The organism is Deinococcus sp. AJ005, from assembly GCF_009017495.1.
Classification (GTDB): Bacteria; Deinococcota; Deinococci; order Deinococcales; family Deinococcaceae; genus Deinococcus.
On sequence record NZ_CP044990.1, the window covers coordinates 867480 to 889132 of the forward strand.

Here is a 21653-nt window from a genome sequence, read left to right on the forward strand (position 1 = left end):
GGTGTGAACTCCTTTCCCCTCGCCGCCCTGACTGCCTACCTGATTCTTCCCGCTCTGGCCGTGCAATTCGCCAATATCGGCCTGCTGCGCGAGGGCAGCCGCAGAAAGCGTGAACTGGCGCTGACCTTCGATGACGGGCCGGACCCACTGACCACGCCTGCCGTGCTGGACGCCTTGCGAGATGTTGGGGCGCGGGCCACCTTCTTCGTCATTGCGGGCCGGGCCGAGTCGCATCCCCAACTGATCGCCCGCATGCTAGCCGAGGGACATGAAGTGGCTGCCCACGCCGAGAAACATGTCCATGCCTGGATTCGCACGCCCTGGGGTGGATTTCTGGATGTGGTGCGGGCGGTGCGGCGGGTGGCAAAAGTAGCAGGTCAGCCTGTTCAATACCACCGTCCCCCCCACGGCGCGTACACCCTGGCCACTGTGCTGGGTCAGCGTGCGGCGGGCGTGCGCGGCGTCCACTGGAGTGTGGAAGGCCAGGACTGGCAGCCCAACTTGACGCCGGAACAGGTGCGGGAGCGGTTGCTCCTTCGTGCTGGCCCCGGCTCTATCGTCGTCCTGCACGACGCCGGGCCAGGGGCGGTGAACACGGTGCCGATGCTGCCGGGCCTGTTGCGGGAGTGGAAGGCACGCGGCTATACCTTCAAAACTGTCTCTGGGTTGGAGGGGGGGACGCCCGTCGGTTCGGCGGCGCTACGGCGGCGGGCTTTTATCGCTGTGGACGGCGTGTTTGATCGGCTGGGCCGCATTCAGCCCACGGCGGGCCGGGCCGACAACCTCTTCCGCACGGGCGCTTCGGCCTTTCCGCTGGAAGGTATCAGGCTGGCCGACGGCACCCTGGTGCCGAAGGGTGCGCCGTGTGCGGAGTTTCATGTCAACAATCCCCTGATGGTGGACCTGGGGATCAACCGTCCTGCCATCCGGCAGGCGCAGCGGGATTATCTGCTGGTGGCCGACGATCTGCTGCACCGCCCGGACCTGCGGGACGCGCAGTACGTCTTCTGCCTGAGTGCCGTGTCGCCACTCATGGCCGTGATGGGCTTCGAGACGTATGACCTGCCTGCCGCCGACGCCCGCCGCCTGCAACTCTGGGCGCGTGTGATGCGCTGGGGCTTTGCGGGCGCACCGAAGGTGGCCGAGCCGAGGCTGAGCATCCTGAGCCGGGCAGCCTTCCTGGCGCAGTATGGGGACCGTGAATAGCGCGGGGCACGCAGTTTCCTGGCGGTTGATGGTGCTCTCTGCCCAGGCCAAAGCTGTGGCTGCGCTGCTCTCCCTCGTTCGGTACTCGCCAGAATTTCTACAGCATCGGTTCCCGAAGCCAGCTCGCGGTTAACCCGGCGTCGCGGCCAGAGCCACATCCTCACGCCACAGAGACAGCGCGCTGACCGCCAGGATCACGGCCAGTGGGAGCGGCACGTCGCCCAGGTCCATCCGAAAGTCCGTGCCGCTCGTGTACCCGCCGAAGCGCCCGCGCACCTCGCCCGCATAGTGGCGCAGATTAAGGTCCAGGCCATCGGTAAAGCGCCCGTAACGGCCCACCGCTGCGTCGTCTGTAAATTCCAGGCGGGCGTCTATGCCGCCCACGACGCCGCCCAGATGCAGGTGCAGTTCCCCGGCCAGAACCTCGGCGCGCAGGTCAAAGCCGCGTGTGAAGCTGCCCACCCGGCCCTCCAGTCCATCGGCGGCCAACGAAACCACGATGTCCTGCCCCGCCGTGAAGCTGCCGACGCGCCCGCTCACGCGCTGGCCGTCCCAGGTGGCGTGTAAGTCCAGGCCCTCGCTGATGTTGCCCAGGCGTCCGTGCAACGCTGTCTGTGGGGCTGTGGCCGGCATGACCGTCATGGCTGGATGTTAAACTCGGCGGTCTCTCAAAAGCCTGACGGCTGACGGCGGGTATGCTTCCCGGCATGTTTCGATTAGACGCGCAGGTGGAGTTCCTGCTGACCTGTGACCGCCTCAAGGCCGTGACGCGTACCACGCTGCTGCACAGCGGCGAGCGGGCCGAGAACAGCGCCGAGCATTCCTGGCATCTGGCGCTGATGGCCCTGACACTGGGCGAATACGCGCCGCCCGGTACGAATCTGAACCGGGTGATGGAACTGCTGGTTGTGCATGATCTGGTGGAGGTTTACGCCGGAGACATGCATTTCGATCAGTCTGAAGCCAGCAAAAAGCAGCAGGCCCAACATGAGGCAGAGGCGGCGGCGCGGCTGTTCAGGCAGCTTCCGCCGGATCAATGCGACACGTTCCGGCAAGCCTGGCAGGAGTTCGAGGCCCGCCAGAGTCCCGAAGCCCGCTTTGCGCGTGCCCTGGACGCCTTGCAGCCGATGCTCCTGACCTGGGGGACGGGCGGAATCGGCTCGGCGGCACACCCCGAATTGACCCTGGGGCGTTTGCTGGCGCTCAAGCGTCCGGCACTGGAGGATTTCCCAGAACTATGGGAGCTGGCACAGGGGACGGCGGCGCGGGCGGTGAAGGCGGGCATCATGCCTGAATAGATACGAAGAGGCAGCCTCCAGACCCTGGAAGCCGCCTCAGACTAGCTGTGTTTACAGCTCCAGCAACATGCGTGCCGGGTCTTCCAGCAGGTTCTTGATCATGACCAGGAACTGCACGGCTTCCTTGCCGTCGATGATGCGGTGATCGTAGGACAGCGCCAGATACATCATCGGCGCGATGACCACCTGACCGTTCTGCGCGATGGGCCGCTCGATGATGTTGTGCATGCCCAGAATGGCGCTCTGCGGCGCGTTGATGATCGGGGTACTCATCATGCTGCCGAACGTTCCGCCGTTGGTGATCGAGAAGGTGCCGCCGCTCATGTCTTCCATGGTCAGCTTGCCGCTGCGGGCCTTGGCCGCGTAGCCCGCAATTTCTTTCTCAATCGTCGCCAGCCCCATGCCGTCGGTATCGCGCAGGATCGGGACCACCAGACCGCGCTCGCTGGCCACCGCAATGCCGATGTCGTAGAAGCCGTGGTAGATGATGTCTTTGCCGTCGATGCTGGCATTGACCAGCGGGAAGGCTTTGAGGGCCTCGGTGGCGGCGCGCACGAACAGGCTCATGAAGCCCAGCTTGACGCCGTGCTTGGCGACAAACTGATCCTGGTACTTCTTGCGCAGGTCCATGCTGGGCTGCATGTTGACCTCGTTGAAGGTGGTCAGCAGCGCGGCGCTGTTCTGCACTTCCTTGAGGCGTTCGGCAATGCGGGCGCGGATACGGGTCATCGGAACGCGCTGTTCGGTGCGTGGGCCGCTGGGAATGATGGCTGAGGGTGCAGGCTGGGCAGGCTTTGCCGATGCTGGCGCTGCCGCCTTCTGCGGTCCCTGATCGGTGCTTCCGCCCTGTGCAGCAACAACAGCGTCCTGCTTGGTGATGTTGCCGCGCGGACCCGTGGCCGGAATCTGGCTCACGTCCAGATTGTTCTCGGTCACGACTTTGCGGACGGCGGGGGAGAGGTCTTCACGCCGCTCTGCCCCCTGGGCCGCAGGCTGGGTGCCGGTGCTGTCGGGCTGGACGGCGGTGCCGCCCGCACTCTTTTCGTCGGGAATGGGGCCGCTGGTTTCCTCTTCAGTGGCCTTCGCTGCTGGGGCGGCAGGCGCGCTGCCCGCGTCGCCCATCACGCCTAGCACTTCCTCGCTCAGCACGGTATCGCCCTCGTTCTTGGCGACGCTTTGCAGGACGCCGTCGGCCTGTGCCGTGACCTCCAGCACCACCTTGTCGGTCTCGATCTCGGCCAGCACGTCGCCGCGCTTGACCGCCTCGCCAGGTTGCTTGTGCCAGGTCAGCAGCGTGCCCTCACTGACCGATTCGGAAAAAACTGGAACTTTGATGTCCGCCATAGTGTCTGTAGTTATAGCGCCCAGGGGTTGTGACTGGGGTGGGAACGGCGGGGGTTCAGGTTTTTGCTTTCTTCGGAGACTTGGCCTTTTTCACGCCGTTCAGGGCCACGGCCTGCTGAATCAGCGCTTTGAATGCCTCCCCATCTATCGCCTCGCCCTCATGGATGTCGATGGCGCGGCGCGTGTTCCCCTCCAGGCTGGAGTTGAAGATCCGGGCCGGATCGTCCAGCGATGCACCTTTCGCAAAGGTCAGTTTGACGGCCCCCTTGTACGTCTCGCCCGTGCAGATGACGCCGTCATGTTCCCAGACGGGGGTGCCGCCCCATTTCCAGGTCTCGGTCACGTCCGGGTCGGCCTCCAGAATCAACGCCCGCATTCTGCTCAGGCTTTCGCCGCGCCAGTCGTCCAGGCCAGCGATCTTCTCCGAGATGAGTTGCGATGCCGACTGATCCGCGCTCTCTTTCTGGTCCGCGCTAACGTCTGACTTGCTCATGTTTCCCCCTCAGAGGCTGTGAATGTGCAGGCTGGAGTGCGGTCAAGGTTCTGCCAGGATGAGGCCGGAACCCGTTCCATCGTCCCGTCTTTCTGGCCTCACGTTCACCCGTTTTCCAGCCCATTCTAGTTCGCAGCCCCCATACTGTGTGCCATGCTGCGAATAGAAGCCGCCGAAATCATGATCGTCCGCCTGCCGCTGAAATTCCGGTTCGAGACCAGTTTCGGCGTGCAGACCGCCCGCACGGTGCCGCTGCTGGTGCTTCACGGTGACGGCGTACAGGGCGTTTCCGAGGGCACGATGGAAGTGGCCCCGATGTACCGCGAGGAAACGCTGGCCGGGGCGCTGGATCTGGTGCGAAACATTTTCCTGCCACGCATCCTGGGCAAGACCTTCGCCAACCCGGAAGAGCTGAACGACGCTCTGGGCGCCTTCCGGGGAAACAAGATGGCCCGCGCGATGGTGGAGATGGCCGCCTGGGACCTGTGGGCCAGAATGCTGAATGTGCCGCTGGGCACGCTGCTGGGCGGGCGCAAAACCCAGGTGGAGGTGGGCGTCAGTCTGGGCATTCAGGCCGACGAAGCCGCCACCGTGGACGCCGTGCGCCGCCATGTCGAGCAGGGCTACCGCCGGATTAAACTGAAGATCAAGCCCGGCTGGGACGAGGCTCCGGTGCGCGCCACCCGCGAGGCCTTCCCCGATATCCGCCTGACGGTGGACGCCAACAGCGCCTACACGCTGGCCGACTCGGTGCGCCTGCGGGCGCTGGACCAGTACAAGATGACCTACATCGAGCAGCCGCTGGCCTGGGACGATCTGGTGGACCATGCCACGTTGCAGAGCCGAATGCAGACCCCGCTGTGCCTGGACGAGAGCATCGCCAGCGCGGCGGATGCCCGCAAAGCCCTGGCGATTGGCGCAGGCGGCGTCATCAACCTCAAGGTGGCCCGCGTGGGAGGTCTGGCCGAAGCCCGCCGCGTGCATGACGTGGCGCAGGCGTTCGGTGCGCCCGTGTGGTGCGGCGGCATGCTGGAGGGCGGTGTGGGTCGGGCGCACAACATCCACCTGTCCACCCTGCCCAATTTCACGCTGCCGGGGGATACCTCCAGCGCCAGCCGCTACTGGGAAACCGACATCATCAACGAACCGTTGGAAGCCGTGGACGGCCTGATGCCTGTGCCGGAAGGTCCCGGAATTGGCGTGACCCTCAACCGCGACTTCATCGAGAGCGTGGCCGAGTTGACGGAGGAACACCGCCCTTGAGCGCTGTCTCCGGCCCTATTCCAGAAGCTCCGCTACCTAAACGCCCCTACGTAATCCGCGACGTGACCGATCCCTGGGCCATGCGCGGCCTGGAGGGTGTGCAGGTGGACGCCTGGGGCTACCCGGACCGCGAGGTGCTGCCCAGCAGCATGTTCCGCATCAGTTCGGTGTGCGGTGGCGTGGTGCTGGGCGCGTATGCGGCAGACGCACCTGAAGGCGGTCCGCAGCTTCCCTTTGGGCTGGCCTACGGCTTTCCGGCGCTGGTGGGTGGACAACTGTGGCACCACTCGCACCTGCTGGCGGTCCACCCGGACTGGCGCGGCAGTGGGCTGGCGGTGGCTCTTAAGTATGCGCAACGGGAGCGGGTGCTGGCGCAGGGCATACAGCGCATGACCTGGACCTTTGATCCGCTGATCGCCCGCAATGCCCGCCTGAATCTGGGCAAGCTGGGCGCCCGGGCCGTGTCTTACCATCCCGACTGGTACGCGATGGGCGACGATCCGGCCACCGCCTTTCCCGCAGACCGATTGATGATCGAATGGGACCTATCTCAGCCCCGCGCCGCCCACCCGCCCCCCGCCCCAGACGGCGAGGTGGTGCTGGCCGCCGTGCCGGAGGGCGAGGAACCGGACGCGCCGAGGTTGAATCTGAATGACCCGCAAGTGCTGGCCGAGGTTCCCCGCAAGGCGGAGCTGATGAACGAGGCGCTGCGTCTGGGCTGGCGGCTGGCGTTGCGCGAGGTGCTGGGCGAGTACATGGGGCGCGGCTACGTGGTTACGGATGTGGCCGCCGATGGCGAGCGGGTGTATTACGTGCTGACGAGAGACCCTCAAACCGCCTGACCGCAGGATGCACCGCGTCTTGACGGTTAGACATTCAGGCATCTGCTGACACACCCACGTCTAAACTGTGTTATGTTATTTACGTAAGGGAGGCTCAATTGTTACACATAGAATTTATCACCGATCTAGGCGCGCAGGTGACCGTGGATGTGGAGAGTGCCGATAAGCTGCTGGACGTGCAGCGTCAATATGGCCGTCTGGGCTGGACCAGCGGCGCAGTGCCAGGGGGCGGCTATCAGTTTCCGCTGGACAACGAGTCCGATTTCGATTGGTCCTTAATCGGGGCCAGAAAATGGACCAACCCGGAAGGCGAGGACATGGTCATTCATAGGGGACTGGCCTACCGTCGCCGCGAACTGGAAGCTGTGGACAGCCGCAAGATGAAGCTGCCTGCCGCCGTCAAGTACAGCCGGGGCGCACGCGGCACCGATCCCGAGCATGTCCGCGAAAAGGCCGACGGCGAATTCGAGTACGTGACGCTGGCGATCTTCCGGGGGGGAAAACGCCAGGACCGCTACGCCACGCCTGGAGGAGGGCGCGCACCGCAACAGGCCGCCCGTCCACCCGCGCCCCGGCCCCAGCCTGTGGCGGCGGCGCGGCCTGCCCCTGTGGCCGTGGTGGAAGACGAAACGCCGTTCTAAACATGGTGAGGCTGGCGTCTGTCAGCCTGACTTGCAATGCTGAGGGACGAGGCATCCCAATGCCAATCGCCTCCAGAAGAATCTGAAGGATGTCTCAGCGGTGTGCCCCAAAAAATGCGCCGATCTGCCGCCCGATATCTGCGTTCACATACTGGCGGTTCAGGTGCGGCCCGGTTACCGCGATGATTTCGGTCTGCGCGCCTGCCTTGCGGGCCAGCGCTGCCAGCAGCAGACCGTTCTTTTCACCGGCCACCATCCTGTCCTGCGGGCTGCTGACCACCAGCAACGGCGTTCGATTGCCCACGAAGCCGCTGAAATCATTGACTGGATCATGCCCCCGCGTGGACGCCTGACCGTAAGCCGCCGCGACGGCTCTGGTTCGGCTCCTTGACGTCCGCACTGCATTACGCAGGTTGACCCAGCCTCCCACCACAGCCACGGCACCGACGGAAAGCCCCAACGTGCGCCGGTAGGCTGTGAGCGTTGCGGGCAGGCCACCCATCGAGATACCCAGGGTATAGACCAGTCCATCGTGCTGGAAGCGGGGCAGGGCGGCGCGGTAGGCCCGCCTAAGCGTATTGAGTGCCGCCGGGCTGCCCCAGGTGTCACCCCCGCCGTCACTGCTCAGGAGCAGGGCGTAGCCCTGAACGTCGAGGGCGCTGAGCATGGCGTTGAAAGGCTCGTGGGAGCTGCCGTCGCTGGCCTGTCCGCCCCGTCCGTGCGAAACGATCACCAGGGGGCAGGCGCGTTTCCAGCACGCGGGCGGCACGATCAATTGCGAGTCTCCAGCAGCATCGGGCAGGATCAGCAAATGCCGTCCATCAGGAGTCAGCGTCCAGTCAGCCCCGCTCCATTTCTGATCGCAGCCCAGCAGAAGGCAGGCGGTCAACATGAGCGCCACGGCCCGGCACAGCTCAAACGTGGGTCTTCACCTCCACCTTTTTATCCCATTTCAACTGAAGTCCATATCAGCGTCTAGTGGGGGCAGAAGGAAGACACAGAATCTCAGCGCCAGGCTTGTTCAAAAGCGTCCGAATCCTTGCTCAGCAGTGTGCCCCAAAAAATGCGCCGATCTGCCGCCCGATATCTGCGTTCACATACTGGCGGTTCAGGTGTGGCCCCATGACTCCGATCTCTCTTGTCTGAGTGCCTACCTTGCGGGCCAGCGCCGCCAATAACAGGCCGTTTCTGGTGCCGTTGACGGCCTGATCCTGCGGACTGCTCACCACCAGCAAGGGTGTTTTCGTCCCCACGAACCTGCTGAAATCATTGACGGGATCATACCCCCGTATGGACGCTCCAGCGAATGCCGCCGCAACACTCCGGCCCCGGCTCTTGGAGGTTTGCACGGCGTCATGCAGGTTTACGCGGCCCGCCACCAGTGCTACAGCGTTGATGGGCATTCCCAGCGTGCGCCGGTATGCGGTGAGCGTCGCAGGCAGTCCCCCCATCGAAATGCCCAGGGTATAGACCCGCCCATCATGCTGAAATCGGGGAAGGGACGCTTGGTAGGCCCGGCGCAGCGTGTTCAGCGCCGCCGGGCTGCCCCAGGTTTCGCGTCCGCCATCGCTGCTTAGCAACAACACGAAGCCCTGAACGTCAATGGCGTCCAGCATCGCGTCAAATGGCTTGTGAATACTGCCGTCGCTGGCCTGCCCGCCGCGTCCGTGCGAGACGATGACCACGGGGCATTTACGCTGCCAGCACACGGGCGGCACCACCAACTGCGAGTCGCCCGCAGGATCGGGCAGGATCAGGGAACGCCGTCCATCGGGGTCCAGCTTCCAGCCCGCACTGCCCTGGGTTGGTCCTGATTGGGTTTGGGCGCTGCCCAGCGAGAGGCAAGCGGCCACTATCAGGGGAATCGACTTTGCCTTAAGCATGGGTTTTCACCTCCACCTTTTCGTCTAAGCGCAGTAGCCGCAGAGAGCTGCCCAGCACGCTGTACGCGCCCAGCACGCAGGCCAGTCCAGTCAGCCAGCCCGCCAGCACGTCGCTGGGATAGTGGACGCCCAGCACAATGCGCCCATAGCCCATCAGAAAGGCGTAGCCCGCCGACACGATCAGGACGGGCCAGCGCCAGCGGCTGTGCCAGGCCAGCAGCACGGCGAAGGTGGCCAGCGCCGCCGCCACGGTGGTGTGACCGCTGGGAAACGACGCGCCGTTCTCTGTCACCAGCCGGGGCCACAACTCCGGGCGGGCACGGGCGAAGATGAGCTTCATGGCGAAGGCGAGGGCCACCGAACTGCCTAGCCCCAGCAGCGCGAACACCGCCAGGGAGTGCCGCTGGGTGAACCACAGGGCCAGCACGATGACGATAAACACCACGCCCATTGGCAGCGGCCCGCCAAAAGTGTGCAGGAACAGGCTGATGGTCGTCAGAGCGGGCGTGGCGTGGGCATGGACCCACAGCATCACGGGCTGCTCGAAGGCGAAGCGCTGACGCTCCAGCACGTCCTCGGCGATCACGCCAATCAGGATCAGCGGCAGCAAGATGCCCAGCAGAAAGCGGATCAGGGCCACTGGGCGCAGGCGGGTCAGGGCAGGAGGCAGGTGCATGCCGCCCAGCATGCACCGCCAAGGTAAAGCGGTGGTATACCCGACGGGAGGCATGCAGCAAAAAACCACCCCGGAGGGCGGCTTTCTGGAGGTCAGGGGTTGGATGTGGGGTCAGTCGGTGCCAGTTTCACCCGCCTCGTTGTCGTTTTCTGCCCCGCTCTCGCCCGCGTCCACTGCACCCTGATACAGCACCTTACCGTTGCCCGCGTCGATGATCACTTCCTGGGTGCCGATCTCCACCTCGTAAACCAGGTAACCGTCTTCCTCGTCCAGCTTGATGCTGGTGACGGTGCCGGGAACGGCGGCCAACGCGGCGGCCCTGGCCTGGTCCAGCGTGATCTTCGCCAGCTTGAGGTACTGGGCCGATTCCTGGGCGTCCGTCATTTCCACGCCCTTCTGCTCGGCGGGAAGCAGGATGCTGCCCTTGATCATGGGTTCCTGGGTAGCGTTCTTCATCTGGGTCTGGGCCAGTGGCTGGGTCATGACAGGAGCGGTCTTGGGTGCGCTCTGGGCCAGGGCGTACCCGGCCAGGGGCAGGGCGGCAACGGCGGCAGTCATGGTGAGCAGCATGGTCCTGGTCTTGTTGTTCATGGTGGGTCTCCTTGAGAGGGGGTTTGAGCGTGAAGGCGGTCTGCCGTTCACCTGTCCCAGAGTTTGCTCGCCAGAGGTAAAGAACGCGTATAGCACGGTACATCCGGCTTATACACAAGAGATGACAAAGGATATGGACTCCCGCAACCGCTGGGGGAGTCCAGTGAACAAGCGAGGGTGTCTTCTGGAGGGCTATGGCCCGAACAAATCCGTCATTGGCCTAGCCTGCCCCGCCTCGCGCAACGCAGGCAGTCCCCAGCCGTCCTCCAGCGTCCGCAGCAGCGAGTAGTGGTTGTAGGGCTGCGCCGAGGTGACATTGCGCGGTCCGTTCTTGGTGATGACCACCGTGGCGAGTTTGCCGCCACCTCCGGTTTTGTCGCCGCCCTCCGATTCATCAAAGGTAATGACGATGGCTGAGCGGCCCGTCCAGGCGCTGGATGCCATGATCTTCTCCGTCCAGGTCTTGATGAAAGCGTTGCCTGTGCGTTGCAGGGCTGGCCCGCGCGGACAGTTCAGTGCGCCGTGCATGTCGTGGCACACGTCCGGCACGATCAGGGCGAAGTTCGGCGCTTTGCCGGAGTTCAGATCGGCGCTCAGGGCGTCCAGTTTCACGACATTCTGGCGGAGCTTAGGATTTGCGGCGATGTCGGCGGACAGCATGAAGGGGTTGTGTTTCTTGCCGTAATGGCCCGCCGCGCCGCCATCCCAGCCCACGCTGGGCAGGCCCTGAAAGTAGCCTTTCCAGCTCAGCCCGGCGCTTTCCAGTTGCAGGGCCAGATTGTCACTCTTAAAGCTCTGGCGCGGATCGTCGTTGTGGCTACCGAAGGTGGAACCGAACAGCAGCGCCACGTAATTGGGCAGGCTGGGATGCGCCACGCCTGTGTAATTCGTCGCCAGCGAATACTTTTGTGCCAGAGCGTTGAGCGTCGGCAGATTAGGATTGCCGATAGCTTCCTTGTATCCGGTGTTCTCCATGACGATCACGAAAACGTGCGAGAAGGGTGCGGGGGCCGCCGTTGCGGAGGACATCAACACCACCGCCATCAGTCCGGCCAGTTGGGACCTCATTCTCTCACCATACGCGCCCGGCGCAGTTCCACGGCCACCGGAATAAAGCTCAGTACGATCACCACGCCGATCACCAGCAGGATGTAACGGTCCAGGTTGGGAATCAGCCCGCCCAGCAAGTAGCCCAGCAGCGGCACGCTCAGCGCCCACAGCAATCCGCCCAGCACGTTGTAAGACACGAATCGCGGGTAGGACATGCCGCCCACGCCGGCCATCGTGGGGGCCACCGTACGCAGCACCGGAATGAAGCGGGCCATGATCAGGGCTTTAGTACCGTATTTGTCAAAGAAAGCGCCTGTGCGCGCCACGTATTCGGGCTTCAGCAGGCGGCTTTCCGGGCGGCTGAACACGGTGGGGCCAAAACGTCTGCCAATCGCGTAGCCCACGCTATCTCCGATCACTGCGCCCAGAAAAACAGCCAGCATAATTCCCGGCAGGTTGAGGCTGCCCGATCTGGCGAGAATCCCTGCCGTGATCAGCAGGCTGTCACCAGGCAGAAAAAACCCGGCCAGCAAGCCGGATTCAGCGAAGATCATGCCAAAGATGCCCAGGTAAGACACGCTCTGGATCAGGTGCGGAAGATCAAACATGTCCGCAGCGTAGGCAACCAAGGTATAGGGACGGTATACGCGGGCCTCAGCGCAGGGCGGCGGCGGACGCCTGAACTGCTGTGGTGGAACGGCGCAGTTGCACGATGCTCAATACCACGAACGCCGCTTCCAGAATCAGCGAGATGATCCCGGCGGGTTCGGCCCAGTTGCCAATGTCGCCCTTTGCGTTGGGTAAGCCCACGGTGCGGGTCAGGGTATAGGCGATGATGGCCCCGCCCGAAATCAAGAGGCCTAGTGTGTAGCCGTTTTTCCAGTGACTGGACAGCAGCCACGCCCCCGCCGCCGCGCATCCGGCCACCAGCAGAATGTACAGCCAGCCCAGGTAGGCGGTTTCTCCCAGCTTGTCGGGAATGTCTCGGAAGTGCATCCAGCCGATGCCAGCGAGGAGGAGTAAGCCAAACCAGTGGTCCTGTAGGTGTTTCATCGTTTCTCCCTTGTGGTGCCTTTTTAAGAAGCCGAGTCTCCTCTGATCAGCCAGAGGAAACGAGGACGAAGTGATACTTTTTCAGACACTTATGCGGTGTTCACCTCTGGGTCAATCAGGGCCACCTGATCGCGGCGGGTGACGCCTAGATAGCTCACGATGGCCAGAATCGCGGCCAGGAAGATCAAGCTGGTGACGGTGGTTCCCAGACCCAGTCCGCCGTCCACTTTGGCCTGCGAAAGAAAGTCCCCGATGGACGCTCCCAGCGGACGGGTCAGGATGTACACGATCCAGAAGGTCAGGATGCTGCCCAGTTTGAGATAAACGTGTGCCAGGGCAGCCACCGTGATCACTCCGGCGAAAAGCAGAACCGAGTTGAGGTAGCCCAGTTGCAATTTTTCGGCCAGCAGATCGCCTGTCGCCGTCCCCAGCGCGAAAGTAAACAGCACCGCCAGCCAGTAAAAGCCTTCGCGCTTGGCCGTGAAGATGCTGTGGATGGACAGCGTGCGCTCGCGCAGATACCACGTGGTAAAGGTGGCGGCCAGCGCGGCGGCGAAGATGGCACTGCTGGTCCAGAGGCTGACGCCGAAGTTGTCGGTCAGGTTATCGGTGATCAGGGTGCCCACGACGCTGATGAGCACGATGGCGAGCCAGTACACGCCCGGCACGTATTTCTTCAACCGGAATTGGACGATCAGCACGGCAATCAACAGTGCGCCCATGATCAGTGAGGTACCAGTCAGGCCCAGGTTGAGGGTGGTGTTCAGGTAATCGGCGGCGGTCTCGCCCACGGTGGTGGCCAGCACCTTGATGATCCAGAAGAAGGCGGTGACTTCCGGCACCTTGCTGATCAGGGTCCGCAGGGTGCTGTCCTGTGTGGCGGCGGCGGCGGTCATGCCTGACCTGAACGCGCAGAGAAGTGGAACAGGGCGGACGTGGTGCAGGTGCATTGATTCATCGGGAAAACCTCCTGCGCGGGGGCTGGTGCAGCGCAGAGGCAGCGTAGGTGTGGAGGGTATAGAAGCGGTATAGCGTTGACTTGCCCTTCGGTATACCGTCGCTTTACCTGTCCCCTCTAGCTTGCCCGCATGAATCCAGAAGTGCAGGCCGTGATGCTGGGCGTCGTTGAAGGAATGACCGAATTTCTACCGATTTCGTCCACTGGCCACCTGATCGTGGCCGAGCAGCTCATCGGTTACCGCGACACCGGCGAGGTCTTTACCATCGTCATTCAACTGGGCGCAATCCTGGCCGTGGTGTGGTTTTACTGGCGCGAATTGCTGGGCCAGGTCACCCGGCTGTTTCAGGGCAGCCGCCGGGCCAGGGGGTTCTGGCTCAATCTGGTGGTGGCCTCCATCCCCGCTGCCGTGATTGGCCTGGGCTTCGAGAAGGCGATCAAGGCCGCGCTGTTCTCGCCGCTAACGGTTGCCATCACCCTGATTCTGGGCGGTGTGGTGCTGTGGTTTGTAGAGGCGGCGCGCAGGGAACCCGTCCAGCACGGCGCAAGTGATGTGAAGGCCGAACCCGATCTGGACAGCGTGACCTTGCGTCAGGCCGCACTTATCGGCGTGGCTCAGGCCGTGGCCGTGATTCCCGGTGTGTCTCGCAGCGGCGCAAGTATCGTGGGCGGGTTGCTGACGGGCCTGAACCGCGTGACCGCCACCGCCTTCTCGTTCTTCATGGGCATTCCGGTGCTGGGCGGCGCGGGGCTGTACAGCCTGTACAAAGCCAGAAACGCGCTGGGCAGCATTCCGGGCGGCAGTCTGGCCCTCATTCTGGGCACGGCAGTGGCCTTCGTCACGGCGCTGATCTCGGTGGGCTGGCTCCTGAAGTATGTCTCCACCCACGACTTCCGGGGCTTCGCAGTGTACCGGGTGATCGCGGGCGCACTGATCCTGCTGCTGATCGCCACAGGCGTGATGCGGTAGAACGGTCTGTGCAAAGTCAGGTTGTCCCAGATCAGGAGGTCTTGCTCTCGGCGCGTGGCCTGAGCCGCAGCGTCGGCTCCCGGCGTCTGTGGCAGGGCGTTGATCTGGAGGTCAGGACGGGTGAGCGGCTGGCCGTCTCCGGGCCGTCGGGCGTGGGCAAGAGTCTGCTGCTGCGGGAGCTGGCGGGTCTGGACGCGCTGGAAGGTGGAGAGGTCTGGTTGCGCGGCAAACCCCAGTCCGCGTGGCCTATGCCCCGGTTTCGTGCCGAGGTGATGTACCTGCTGCAACGCCCTGCGCCCGCATCTGGCACGGTGGGCGCGCATCTGGCTGAACCATTCGGTTTCAAGATTCACGCTGGCAAAAGCTACTGCCCTGAAGAAGCGTCCCACTTGCTGCAACAACTGGGACGCCCCCCCGCCTTTCTGGATCAGGACGCCGCGCGTCTGTCCGGCGGCGAGGCGCAACTGGTGGCCCTGGTGCGGGCCTTGCTGCTGTCGCCCACGGTCCTGCTGCTGGATGAGGCGACCTCGGCGCTGGACGCGGAAACGGCAGAGGGGGTGGAGGCTGTGTTGAGAAACTGGCTGGACACTGGCCCCGCGCGGGCGCTGGTGTTCGTCAGCCATGACCGCGCGCAGCAGGAACGCTTTGCCACCCGCATTCAGCATTTATCCGGTGTTCCTGCATGAGCGTTCCCATCTCCCTGTTTCAAGTCGTGCTGGCGGCAGCGCTGATGGGCCTGAGCGTGCTGCTGTCCTGGCGGCTGCGCCTCGGCTTGGGCCGCGACATCCTGATCGCTGGAACACGGATGACCGTGCAACTGCTGCTGGTGGGCCTGATCCTGGGCTGGGTGTTTGCGCTGCGTTCTCCCTGGCCGATCCTGGGCATCGGGCTGGTCATGACCGTGCTGGCCGCGCAGGCCGCCGTGGGCCGCACGAAGGGGCGTTATCCGGGCATCTTCCTGGACGCCTTCGCCGCCATCTTCGGCAGCTCCTTTATCCTGACCGGGCTGGCCCTGAGCGGCATCCTCCAGATCAGGCCGTGGTTTGAGGCACAGTACGCGGTGCCGATCCTGGGCATGGTCCTGGGTAACACCCTGACCAGTGTGTCGCTGGCACAGGACCGTTTCACCTCTGATCTGGAGGCCAACCGCAGCGCCGTGGAGGAACGGCTGGCGCTGGGGGCAACCCGCTGGGAGGCCGCGCACGACACGGTGCAGACCGCCGTGCGGACGGGCATGGTGCCGACGCTGAACAGCATGGCGGTGATGGGGCTGGTCAGCCTGCCTGGGATGATGACCGGGCAGATCCTGGCGGGGGCGTCGCCGGGCGTGGCGGTGCGCTACCAGATCGTGATTATGTTCGTGATCGCGGCCAGTTCGGCGCTGGGCAGCCTGGGCGCGGTGTTGCTGGCCTACCGCGCATTGCTGGACCCGCGTGACCGCTTGCGGGGGGAGCGACTGGGTGGGTCCGGGCCACGCTGAAGCTCAGTATGTGCCTGCCAGTACGGGTGGCAATTCAGTGGAACGCAACGCGGCGGCCACGTCTAAGACTCCCGCACCGCACCCGGCCCGGTGCTGCGGGTCACAGCCTCCCTGCGCGAAGGGCCGGGCGCTGCGCTGAAGGATTCCTCTGACCTCTGCTGGGTTCAACTCAGGATGCTGGGCCAGCAGCAAACTGGCGGCCCCGGCCACCAGCGGCGCGGCGTAGCTGCTTCCACGCCGCTCGGAGAGGTGCTTGCCCCACCACACGTCCACCCCCTCGGCCACCGTACCGCCCGGAGCCGACAGGGCCACGGCAGCGCCCCAGTCGGAATACGGCGCGCGGTGGTCCTGGTCATCCGTCGCGGCCACAGTAATCACGCCCCGGCAGCCCCCAGGCGTGTTCTGCCACGCCGGGGCATTGGTATTGCCCGCTGCCACGACGATGACGGTGCCGTGCGCCAGAATCTCATTCACTGCGCTTTGCATAGTGGGAGCGCAGCCGGTGTGCGGCACGGACTTGAGGGTGAAAGAGGCGTTGATGACCCGCGCCGGAAAGGGATTGGACTGCACGCCAGCAACCTCTAGTCCCGCCGCCCAGCGCAGGGCGTCGATGGCCTTTCTCAGCGTGGTCTGTCCCGCCGTGTCGCTGAGCCGCACGTCCAGAATCTTTGCCCCCGGATTAACGCTGTGGACCACGCCCGCCACCGCTGTTCCGTGGGGATTGATCAGGTGGGGGGTGTGGGCAGACCCGGCGGCGAAATCGTAGCCGCTCTGGCGGCGACCATCCAGCGCAGCCTGGGGCAAGATGCCCGTATCCACGACAGCCACGGTCACAGGATGGGCAACCGTGAAACGCAGTTCGGCAGGTTCGTCAATTCGGCGCAGTACCCAATCCGACTCGGTGCGATTCACGCTCCAGACTCCAGCTCCGGCCAGCAGCGTCAACCCCATCACCCACGCGCCCAGTCTGTTCATGGTGCCAGCCTGCACGCCGGAAGTTGAGGGACGGTATAGCGGGCTAGCAAACCAGAAGCGATTCGGGCCGGGGGTCAGCGATTGGAAATGCCAGTGCCACGCTGAATGTTCCCTCCCCCCACTCCGGCACCAGTCGGGCGTCCCAGCGCCGGGCCAGCGCCGAGACCAGGGCCAGCCCCAGGCCGCTGCCGCTGACACCCTGCACGCCCGCGCCGCGCTCGAAGGGTTGCAGCAGCCGGGGCCACTGCGCCGGATCAGGTCCGAGTCCACCGCTGATGACTTGAATTTCTTGAGCAGACACTTTGAGAACGACTTCCTGCCCGCTGCCATATTTTAAGGCGTTCTCTAGCAGGTTGCGGACGGCGCGTTGCACACCCTCGCCCTCAGCCCGTACCCATGTTGGTTCCAGGTTTAGGCGAATGTGCTGGCCGCCTGCCCGCGCCATGTCCTCGCAGCTCTCGGCCACCTGGGCGGCAATTCCGGCCAGTTCCACCTCTTCCAGCTCATTGGGCGCGTCGGTGCGGGCCAGGGCCAGCAGCCCCTCGGTCAGTGCGGTCAGCGCCTCCACCCGGCCCACCATGCCCAGCAGCGCCTTGTGGTACTCGGCGGCCTCACGCGGACGCTCTAGAGTCAGATCGAGGCGGCCCCGCAGCACGGTCAGGGGTGTCCGCAGTTCGTGGGCCGCCGTGCGGGCAAAATCCTTCTCGCGCTCGATGGTTCCGGCCAGACCATCAAGCATCAGATTCACCGTGCGGGTCAGCCGGGCCATCTCATCGGTGCCGGGGGTCTGAGGCACGCGTTCGGCATAATCGCCCCGCGCGGCGATGCTCTCGGCGGTGCGGGCCACAGCGTCCACAGGTTTCAGGGCGCGGTGGGCCAGCCAGTACCCGGCCCCACAGGCCACGGCAATCATGAACACGCTGCCCACTAGCAGCAACTGGGCCAGCGTCTCCAGAAAGCCCAGGAGCGTATCGGTGGGCCGGGACACGCGCAGATACAGGTCATCCACCCGCAAGGTCAGCACCCGCCGGCTGTCCTCGGTGGAGAAGCCGGGTGTGGTCGGGTAGACACTGTCGGAGGTGTCTTCCAGCTTGCCTGCCCGCGCCAGGATGTTTCCAGTAGACGCCAGGAGTTCAATGCTGAGATCGCCGGAAGGTTTCAACTCGGAGTTGAAATCCGCCTTCTCCAATGCTTTGCCTTTCCCCTCCTCGTCTTCATGCTGATCAATGCTGGCCTGCGCCACGCTGGCGGTCTCGCGCAGGGTGGTGTCCAGCGAGGCGGTCAGCGCCCGCTCGGCGGCGTAATACACCCCTGCCCCGCCCAGCAGCACGGTCAGGGCAAACACGATGGCGTACCCCAGCATCAGCTTGAGGCGCAGGCTCAGACGGCCCAGCACCTTCTGAATGGGTGTGGGCTGAAGGAGTGTGGTCTGGCTCAATCGGCACGTCCCAGACGGTAACCCACGCCCCGCAGCGTCTCGATCAGTCCGTCCCCGGTTTTGCGGCGCAGGGTGCTGACATACACGTCGATCACCTTCGGCTCCACGCCCGTCTCGCCGCTCCACAGCCGGTCAATGATCTCATCGCGGGTAAAGGCACGGTTGCCGTTCAGGGCCAGCAGTTCCAGCAGTCCGAATTCCCGGCGGGTCAGGTCGGCGCGCACGCCCGCACGGTACAGTTCCCGTCCGCCCAGATCCATCACCCAGCCGCCCGGCAAGGGCAGCGTGTTCTGCGCGTTGCCGCTGGCCCGGCGCAATAACGCGCGCACCCGTGCCCGCAGTTCCTTGAAGGCAAACGGCTTGAGCAGGTAATCATCACCGCCCGCCTCCAGCCCTTCCACCCGGTCTTCCACGGTGCCGCGCGCCGTCAGGTAGAGGATTGGGGTGTTCAGGCCGCCTTCGCGCAACTGACGGCTCAGCACATAGCCTGCGTCGATGCCCTCGGGCAGCATCACATCCAGGATCAGCAGGCTGTAGGGAAAGAGCCGGGCCAGTTCCGCGCCCTCGTGCGCGCTGGCCGCATGGTCACACTCGTAGCCTTCCTCGCCCAGACCGTCGCGCAGCAGTTCGGCGATGTGGGGGTCATCCTCGACGATCAGAAGGCGCATGGGAGGTCCTGATCAGAGTCTTGAGTGGCGGGAGGAGTCATACCGTCCAGTGTGCTGCCTGAAGGTAAAGGGGCGGTATACCTATGGCGGCCCACAGATATCCCGGCAGGATTGGGAAGGCTGCCAGACATCCTGCCGAAAGACGCTTTATCGCTGCAGACGCCTGGGCGCGGCTGCGGGCGGGCATTCTGGTGCAGGGCCTACCGGGGCTTCAGACCACACTGGAGCCGGACTCGCGAGCGTTAGAGCAAACCCCTACCGACTGGGCCATAGGAGAAACGCCGGGCGGTGAGAACCCTGCGTCTCTCGGGGAGACGACACCAGTAGAATCCGGGCGGCGCGGGAGCCGCGTGGTGGTTGAACTGCAAGTCTGCGTCACCGGGGCACCCTCGGCCTCTGAGCCGCATCACTCTCGCCCTCTCCTCAAGAGCGCCAGCCAAGGAAGACCCTGATGACCGAATCCAACCCCCAGAATTCCGTTCTTCCCTCTGTGATGAAGCATCTGCAAGCGCTGGTGGAAGCCACTGGACCCAGCGGGTCCGAAGAAGACGTCGTGCAACTGGTGGTCAAGGCCGCCCGTCCCCACGCCGATACCATCAATGTGGACGCTTTCGGCAACGTGATTGCCGTGCGCCACGCCGCTCAGGCTGGTGCGCGGCGCTGCATCATCTCGGCGCATATGGACGAGGTGGGCTTCCGCGTCTATAAGATCGGCGCGGACGGGTTCCTGCGCCTGGAAAAGCTCGGTGGCCTGGATGACCGGATTCTCCCAGCGCAGCGCGTCTGGATTCGCACCGACAGCGGCGAGCGCTTGCTGGGCATCATCGGCACCAAAAGTGCCCATCTGCTGGGTGACGCTGACCGCGCAAACGTCGTTCCCTACGCCAGCCTGTACGTGGACATTGGTGCGCGCAGCCAGCAGGAAGTCCTCGACATGGGCGTGGCCGTCGGTGATCCGGTGGGCTTTGTCGGCAGCCTGACCGAACTGGGCCGCCAGACGGGGCGCTACACCGCACATGCCCTGGATGACCGGGCAGGCTGCGCCGTGCTGCTGACCCTGCTCGAACGCTTCCACGAGACGCCGCCGCCAGTCACGCTGGTCCTGGTGTTTTCGGTGCAGGAGGAAGTCGGCCTACGCGGCGTGTCTGCGCTGGCCCGCCACCTTCAGGCCGACGTGGCGCTGGCCCTAGACATGACCGCCGCCGACGATACGCCCGAGTTCTCCGGCCCGCATCTGCAACTGGGCGCTGGCCCCACCGTCAAGATGATGGACGCCTCGACCCAGGCGCATCCGGCCATTCGCCGGGGTCTGCTCGGCGCGGCCCGCAAACGGGGCATAGCCGTGCAGCGCGAGGTCCTCAAGGGGATCGGCACCGACGCCGGAGCCTTGCAATATCTGGGTCAGGGCGTGCCAACTGGGGCCGTTTCGGTGGTCAACCGCTACACGCACAGCCCTGTCGAGGTGCTGGACAGCCGCGATCTGGAAGGGGCCGTGGCTCTGCTGGAAGGTTTCCTGCACGATCTTCCTGACCTGGATCTGCGTTTCGTGGCGCTGGAAGAGAAGTCCTCAGACTGACCCGTTCTTTCGGCTCTCGTCACAGGCGTCAGACCGCTGCCCCGGCGTCTTGAGCGGGTCTTGACTCGTTGCCCGCGTGTTCAGACCAGACTCCACAATGCGGGAATGCGAATTCCCAGACGACTGATCCTGGCGGCGGCGGTCACGGCCATCGCCATGCGCCGCAAGTTCATCCCACCCTACGATCTGACTGGCAAGAGTGTCCTGATTACCGGGGGTTCGCGCGGTCTGGGGCTGGCGCTGGCCGCCGAGTTCCTGAAGCGTGGGGCCACTCTTACGCTGATGGCGCGCGATCCTGCCGAGCTGGAGCGTGCGGCCCAGCAACTCGGCGGGGGCAGGCGGGTGCAGACCGTGGCGGGCGACGTGACCCGTGAAGACGATCAGCGCCGCGTCCTGGCCGAGGTCACGCGCCTTCACGGCGGTCTGGACGTGCTGGTCAACAACGCAGGCCTGATTCAGAGCGGACCGCTGGCCAACATGACCGAGGCCGATTTCCGCCGGAGCATGGAGGTCAACGCCTTCGCGCCGCTGCTGCTGACCCGGCTGGCCGTGCCCGAACTGCGCCGCCGGGGCGGGCGGGTGCTGCTGGTGTCCTCGGTGGGCGGCAAGGTGGCGGTGCCGCATCTGGCCCCCTACAGTGTCAGCAAGTTCGCCCTGACGGGGATCGGGCAGGCCCTGCGCGCCGAACTGGCCGGGGACGGCATCGGCGTGACCACCGTCTGCCCCACCGTCATGCGAACGGGCAGCCCGCGACAGGCCGAGGTCAAGGGGCAGGCCCAGAAGGAATACGCGCTGTTCGCCACGGTGGACAACTTCCCGCTGATCTCGCTGGACGCCCGTGAAGCTGCCCAGCGGATGGTGGACGCCCTGGTGCGCGGCGACGCCGAAGCAATGGTGGGGGGTTCTGCCGCACTGCTCAGGTACGCCCAGGCCCTGGCCCCGCAGCTCACCGCCGATCTGCTGGCGCTGGGAACCCGTCTGTTGCCTGCCCCCACCCAGAGTGATGAGGCTGTCCTGGGCAAGGAGGCTGAAACGCCATTGACCCGCCGCAACCCCATCAAGAACGGGGCCGAGCGGGAACTCAACGAGCTGGGCGGGCAGGACGGGGGAGAGTTGGCCTGACGTTCCGGGGAGAATCTGCCTGGGGTAAGCGGGAAAACAGTCGCGCTGCCAGGGTCAGAACGTCTCCAGCACAGGGCTGTTCTCTCTGACGGATCCGCCTTTCCAGCCTGCTTTTGAGGGATGCAA

24 protein-coding genes are annotated in these 21653 nt (G+C 64.7%); 10 read left to right on the forward strand and 14 right to left on the reverse strand.

Going from position 1 to position 21653, the window contains the following annotated elements; all coding sequences use genetic code 11:
- Nucleotides 1–3 precede the first annotated feature (3 nt).
- A complete protein-coding gene (locus DAAJ005_RS06040) occupies nt 4–1206 on the forward strand; it encodes a polysaccharide deacetylase family protein (RefSeq protein ID WP_151846322.1) in 1203 nt (400 codons plus the stop codon).
- Between the two features lie 129 nt (nt 1207–1335).
- On the opposite strand, the gene DAAJ005_RS06045 is transcribed toward DAAJ005_RS06040, so the two are convergent.
- Nucleotides 1336–1848: a hypothetical protein gene (locus DAAJ005_RS06045; RefSeq protein WP_151846323.1), complete on the reverse strand. Its 513-nt coding sequence runs from the start codon at nt 1846–1848 to the stop codon at nt 1336–1338.
- 65 nt (nt 1849–1913) lie between these two features.
- Here DAAJ005_RS06045 and DAAJ005_RS06050 point away from each other — a divergent pair, with 65 nt between their 5' ends.
- Nucleotides 1914–2504 (forward strand): HD family hydrolase, encoded by a 591-nt coding sequence (locus tag DAAJ005_RS06050; protein ID WP_151846324.1) that lies wholly within the window; start codon nt 1914–1916, stop codon nt 2502–2504.
- Between the two features lie 51 nt (nt 2505–2555).
- Here DAAJ005_RS06050 and odhB read toward each other — a convergent pair whose 3' ends face one another.
- Both odhB and DAAJ005_RS06060 read right to left on the reverse strand, forming a co-directional pair.
- Entirely contained in the window at nt 2556–3848 is a 1293-nt protein-coding gene (gene odhB / locus DAAJ005_RS06055) for a 2-oxoglutarate dehydrogenase complex dihydrolipoyllysine-residue succinyltransferase (protein WP_151846325.1), read from the reverse strand.
- A 55-nt stretch (nt 3849–3903) separates the two neighbouring features.
- On the reverse strand, nt 3904–4341 hold the full coding sequence (locus DAAJ005_RS06060) for a DUF1801 domain-containing protein (RefSeq protein ID WP_151846326.1): 438 nt from the start codon (nt 4339–4341) through the stop codon (nt 3904–3906).
- Between the two features lie 153 nt (nt 4342–4494).
- On the opposite strand from DAAJ005_RS06060, the gene menC reads away from it, so the two are divergent.
- The 3 genes from menC to DAAJ005_RS06075 all read left to right on the forward strand — a co-directional run bounded on the left by menC (nt 4495) and on the right by DAAJ005_RS06075 (nt 7087).
- A complete protein-coding gene (menC, locus tag DAAJ005_RS06065; RefSeq protein WP_151846327.1) occupies nt 4495–5604 on the forward strand; it encodes an o-succinylbenzoate synthase in 1110 nt (369 codons plus the stop codon).
- Nucleotides 5605–5684: 80 nt separating this feature from the next.
- Nucleotides 5685–6446 carry an acyl-CoA acyltransferase gene (locus tag DAAJ005_RS06070; RefSeq protein WP_075830759.1) on the forward strand — a complete coding sequence of 254 codons (762 nt, stop codon included), beginning with the start codon at nt 5685–5687 and terminating at the stop codon, nt 6444–6446.
- A gap of 98 nt (nt 6447–6544) precedes the next feature.
- The gene (locus DAAJ005_RS06075; RefSeq protein WP_192930884.1) at nt 6545–7087 is read left to right on the forward strand and encodes a single-stranded DNA-binding protein; all 543 of its coding nucleotides are present in this window, start codon (nt 6545–6547) and stop codon (nt 7085–7087) included.
- A 94-nt stretch (nt 7088–7181) separates the two neighbouring features.
- Here the strand turns inward: DAAJ005_RS06075 and DAAJ005_RS06080 are convergent, their stop codons facing one another.
- The 8 genes from DAAJ005_RS06080 to DAAJ005_RS06115 form a co-directional block, all read right to left on the reverse strand.
- Nucleotides 7182–7976 carry a S9 family peptidase gene (locus DAAJ005_RS06080; protein ID WP_192930885.1) on the reverse strand — a complete coding sequence of 265 codons (795 nt, stop codon included), beginning with the start codon at nt 7974–7976 and terminating at the stop codon, nt 7182–7184.
- A 154-nt stretch (nt 7977–8130) separates the two neighbouring features.
- The gene (locus DAAJ005_RS06085; protein WP_151846330.1) at nt 8131–8970 is read right to left on the reverse strand and encodes a hypothetical protein; all 840 of its coding nucleotides are present in this window, start codon (nt 8968–8970) and stop codon (nt 8131–8133) included.
- Nucleotides 8963–9646: a phosphatase PAP2 family protein gene (locus tag DAAJ005_RS06090; RefSeq protein ID WP_151846331.1), complete on the reverse strand. Its 684-nt coding sequence runs from the start codon at nt 9644–9646 to the stop codon at nt 8963–8965. Before DAAJ005_RS06090 ends, DAAJ005_RS06085 begins: the two co-directional genes overlap by 8 nt.
- 111 nt (nt 9647–9757) lie before the next feature.
- On the reverse strand, nt 9758–10237 hold the full coding sequence (locus DAAJ005_RS06095; RefSeq protein WP_151846332.1) for a PepSY domain-containing protein: 480 nt from the start codon (nt 10235–10237) through the stop codon (nt 9758–9760).
- A 192-nt stretch (nt 10238–10429) separates the two neighbouring features.
- A complete protein-coding gene (locus DAAJ005_RS06100; RefSeq protein ID WP_151846333.1) occupies nt 10430–11305 on the reverse strand; it encodes an alkaline phosphatase family protein in 876 nt (291 codons plus the stop codon).
- On the reverse strand, nt 11302–11895 hold the full coding sequence (locus tag DAAJ005_RS06105; protein WP_151846334.1) for a DedA family protein: 594 nt from the start codon (nt 11893–11895) through the stop codon (nt 11302–11304). The genes DAAJ005_RS06100 and DAAJ005_RS06105 overlap by 4 nt, the downstream gene beginning before the upstream one ends.
- A gap of 46 nt (nt 11896–11941) precedes the next feature.
- Complete coding sequence (locus tag DAAJ005_RS06110) at nt 11942–12340, reverse strand: hypothetical protein (protein WP_151846335.1); 399 nt, start codon at nt 12338–12340, stop codon at nt 11942–11944.
- A gap of 89 nt (nt 12341–12429) precedes the next feature.
- Nucleotides 12430–13236 (reverse strand): hypothetical protein, encoded by an 807-nt coding sequence (locus DAAJ005_RS06115; protein WP_151846336.1) that lies wholly within the window; start codon nt 13234–13236, stop codon nt 12430–12432.
- A gap of 192 nt (nt 13237–13428) precedes the next feature.
- Here DAAJ005_RS06115 and DAAJ005_RS06120 point away from each other — a divergent pair, with 192 nt between their 5' ends.
- From DAAJ005_RS06120 to fetB, 3 genes are read left to right on the forward strand one after another with little or no spacing between them, the layout of a single operon-like run.
- Nucleotides 13429–14268 (forward strand): undecaprenyl-diphosphate phosphatase, encoded by an 840-nt coding sequence (locus tag DAAJ005_RS06120; protein ID WP_151846337.1) that lies wholly within the window; start codon nt 13429–13431, stop codon nt 14266–14268.
- Nucleotides 14269–14276: 8 nt separating this feature from the next.
- Nucleotides 14277–14954 (forward strand): ATP-binding cassette domain-containing protein, encoded by a 678-nt coding sequence (locus DAAJ005_RS06125; RefSeq protein ID WP_151846338.1) that lies wholly within the window; start codon nt 14277–14279, stop codon nt 14952–14954.
- Nucleotides 14951–15748: an iron export ABC transporter permease subunit FetB gene (gene fetB / locus DAAJ005_RS06130; protein ID WP_151846339.1), complete on the forward strand. Its 798-nt coding sequence runs from the start codon at nt 14951–14953 to the stop codon at nt 15746–15748. Before DAAJ005_RS06125 ends, fetB begins: the two co-directional genes overlap by 4 nt.
- 3 nt (nt 15749–15751) lie before the next feature.
- On the opposite strand, the gene DAAJ005_RS06135 is transcribed toward fetB, so the two are convergent.
- Genes DAAJ005_RS06135 through DAAJ005_RS06145 form a run of 3 tightly spaced genes read right to left on the reverse strand, consistent with a single transcriptional unit; the run spans nt 15752 to nt 18829 of the window.
- Nucleotides 15752–16723 carry a S8 family serine peptidase gene (locus DAAJ005_RS06135; RefSeq protein ID WP_151846340.1) on the reverse strand — a complete coding sequence of 324 codons (972 nt, stop codon included), beginning with the start codon at nt 16721–16723 and terminating at the stop codon, nt 15752–15754.
- Between the two features lie 43 nt (nt 16724–16766).
- Entirely contained in the window at nt 16767–18161 is a 1395-nt protein-coding gene (locus DAAJ005_RS06140) for an ATP-binding protein (RefSeq protein ID WP_226342595.1), read from the reverse strand.
- A complete protein-coding gene (locus DAAJ005_RS06145) occupies nt 18158–18829 on the reverse strand; it encodes a response regulator transcription factor (protein ID WP_151846341.1) in 672 nt (223 codons plus the stop codon). The genes DAAJ005_RS06140 and DAAJ005_RS06145 overlap by 4 nt, the downstream gene beginning before the upstream one ends.
- Before the next feature lie 451 nt (nt 18830–19280).
- Here DAAJ005_RS06145 and DAAJ005_RS06150 point away from each other — a divergent pair, with 451 nt between their 5' ends.
- Nucleotides 19281–20405, forward strand: coding sequence for a M42 family metallopeptidase (locus tag DAAJ005_RS06150; RefSeq protein WP_151846342.1), 1125 nt, complete (start codon nt 19281–19283; stop codon nt 20403–20405).
- Between the two features lie 105 nt (nt 20406–20510).
- Entirely contained in the window at nt 20511–21527 is a 1017-nt protein-coding gene (locus tag DAAJ005_RS06155) for an SDR family oxidoreductase (protein WP_151846343.1), read from the forward strand.
- The last annotated feature ends 126 nt before the right edge of the window (nt 21528–21653 follow it).